This window comes from Pseudomonas sp. Leaf127 (genome assembly GCF_001423155.1).
Lineage (GTDB): Bacteria > Pseudomonadota > Gammaproteobacteria > Pseudomonadales > Pseudomonadaceae > Aquipseudomonas > Aquipseudomonas ovata.
Genome location: NZ_LMOA01000016.1, coordinates 1 through 3,113, shown reverse-complemented (window position 1 = coordinate 3,113; position 3,113 = coordinate 1). Strand labels below are relative to the sequence as shown.

Genomic DNA, 3,113 nt, shown 5'->3' with positions numbered 1-3,113 from the left:
CCACCAGGGCCAGGGCCTGCACCGTCTGATGCTGGAACAGGTCCTTGGGGGTGAACTGAATCCCGGCCTGGCGGGCGCGGCTGACCACTTGCAGGGAAATGATCGAATCGCCGCCCAGCTCGAAGAAGTTGTCGGTCAGGCCTACGCGCTCAAGTTTGAGGACGTCCTGCCAGAGGCCTGCAATCTGTTGCTCCAGAGTGCTCTGTGGCGCCAGATAGTGCGGCTGCACATGACCTTCCGGTGCTGGCAGTGCCTTGCGGTCCAGCTTGCCATTGGGCGTCAGCGGCAGGAGATCAAGGAACATCAGGTGCGCCGGCACCATGTAGTCCGGCAGACTGCTCTTGAGTGCACCGCGCAAGGTCTCGCGCAGTGCAGAAGAAGAGTCGGCACCTTCAACCGTTCGGGCAGGCACCACATACGCCACCAGTTGCGGGCCATTCGGTCCCTCGTGCGCCAACACCACGGCATCGCGTACGGCGGCCTGTTCCTGCAGGCGCGCTTCGATTTCACCCAGTTCGATACGGAAACCGCGGATCTTTACCTGATGGTCGACGCGACCGGCGTATTCGATCACACCGTCGTCGAAGTAGCGCGCCAGGTCACCGCTGCGGTACAGGCGCCCGCCGCCCTGCTCGTCGAACGGGTCGGGAATGAAGCGTTCGGCCGTCAGCGCGGGACGTGCATGGTAGCCACGGGCAAGCAGGTCGCCACCGATCACCAGCTCACCAATCGCCGCCTGGGTCACGATGTCGCCCACCGTGTCCAGCACATAGATTGAGCGCCCGTCCAGCACTTGCCCGATGGGCACCAGGGTCGGCAACGACTTACTGCCCTCCAGGTAGGTCTGGCAGTCGTGCGCGGTGACCGTGACCGTCGCCTCGGTCGGACCGTAGGTATTGAGCAGGCGAATATGCGCAAGACCGGCTTCTTTCCACGCGGCAATGCCTTCTGGCGGCATCGCTTCACCACCGGAATGCACCTGACGCAGCCGGCCATAATCACGGCCTTTCTTGCCCTGGAAGTCCTTGGCCAACATGAACCAGTAGGCGGTGGTCAAGTCGACAACGCTGATGTCCTTGTCGATCAGTACCTGATAGAACGTGTCGCTGTCCCAGACGTCCTTGCCACGAATCACCACTGAAGCACCGCAAATCAGCGCCGGGTACAACTGTTCGACGAACCCATCGAAGTTGAAGGTCGCAAACTGCAGAATACGATCCTGCGGCGTCAGCTTGAAGAAGCCGATCGACACCCACGCATGCCGTGTCAAGGAACCCTGCTGAATGCCCACACCTTTGGGCCGTCCGGTGGAACCTGAGGTGTACATCACATAGGCGAGGTTCTGCTGTGCGGTACGGTTGTGCGGATTGGCCTCGCTGTACTCTGCCAGCCAGTGCCCGGAGGCCTCCATTTCCAGGCTTTCGATGCCGTCAGGCACAGGCAGTCGATCCCTGAACTGCGCTTGTGTCAGCAATAACCGGGCACCACTGTTCTCCAGCATGTAAGCCAGGCGATCACGTGGATATTCGGGGTCCAGCGGCACGTAGGCGCCACCGGCCTTGAGAATGCCCAACAGGCCCACGACCATCTCCAGGCCACGCTCCACGGCAATACCGACCGGCACGTCCGGGCCTGCGCCCAGCTCGATCAATCGGTGCGCCAGACGGTTGGCCCGGCGATTGAGTTCGCGGTAGCTCAGTTGCTGATCACCGAACAATAACGCCGTGTCATCTGGCGTACGCTCGACCTGCTCCTCGATCAACTGGTGGATACAGCGCTCGCTTGGGTAAACGGACGGCTTGCGGCTCCACTTATCGACCCATTGACGTTGCGTGTCGTGGCTGTGGATCGACAGCTCACCGATGGGCGTCTCGGCATTGACGATCAGCGCCTCAAGCAACGTGCAAAAGTGTACGGCCACTTGCCCGACCGCTTGTGCATCGAAGTGCTGACGGTCATAGCTGTAGTGAACAGCCAGCGCGTCTTCCAGGCTGACGGTCAACGTCAATGGGTAGTGGGTCTGCTCCAGGCTGGCCGTCGAGCTGAACGAAAGTCCCGCCGGTGAGCCTTGTTGCAGGGCCTGTGCCACCGGATAGTTTTCAAACACCAGAATGTTGTCGAACAGCCCGTCAGTGCCCCAACCGGCCCAGCGCTGTACATCGTACAGCGGCGTGTGCTCGTACTCGCGCACCTGCAGGTTCTGCGCCTGGACCTGAGCGATCCAGTCGCGTACCGGTTGCTCGGCTCGCGGACTGGCGATGACCGGCAGGGTATTGATGAACAAGCCGATCTGATCTTCGACGCCGGCCAGTTCAGCCGGACGCCCGGCGACCGTTGCACCGAAGCACACGCCCGTATGCCCGGTATAGCGTTGCAGCAAGAGCAACCAGGCCGATTGCACCAGCGTATTGACCGTCACCTTGTGCTGCTGGGCAAAGGCTTTCAGCTTCTGCGTCGATGCGGCGCCAAAATCCTGATGATGATCGCCATAGCCTGATTCGCCCGGCGTCAGGCTACGGGTGGCCAGAACCAGTTGCACTGGCCCCTCCAGCTCAGCCAGCCGCGCTTTCCAGAACGTCTCGCTGGCCGTCGCGTCCTGACGCTGCAACCAGGCAATGTAATCGCGATAACGCCCTGCCGGCAGCGCCACGGATTGACCGGTGTAGCGTTGCAGCACCTCGCCCAGCAATCGCGAGTTACTCCAGCCATCCATAAGAATGTGGTGGTTGGTGTAGATCAAGTGATGCCGGCCTTCGCCGGTACGCACGACCACCAGACGCAACAGCGGCGCCTGGCTCAGCTCGAAGCCTTGTTGACGCTCCTCGGTGGCCAGCCTGTCCAGCTTCGCCTGTACATCGGCTTGAGTGCTCAGGTCATGGCTGGCAAACGGCAGTTGCACCTGTTTGTAGACCACCTGCACCGGATGCTCCAGGTCGCCCTGCAAGACAATCGCACTGCGCAGGCTGTCATGGGCCTCCACGGTCTGCTGCCAGGCCCGGCGGAACGACTCGACGTCCAGCCCTTCGACATCCACCCGCATCTGGTTGATGTAGTCGCCCGCTTCCTGCTCGTACAGGCTGTGGAACAACATGCCCTGCTGCATCGGCGACAGC

1 protein-coding gene is annotated in these 3,113 nt (G+C 61.6%); it reads right to left on the bottom strand.

Annotation, left to right across the window (positions count from 1 at the left end; translation table 11 throughout):
• Positions 1-3,113, bottom strand: a 3,113-nt coding sequence (locus ASF84_RS10640; protein WP_156684204.1) for a non-ribosomal peptide synthetase, incomplete at both ends; no start/stop codon positions are given.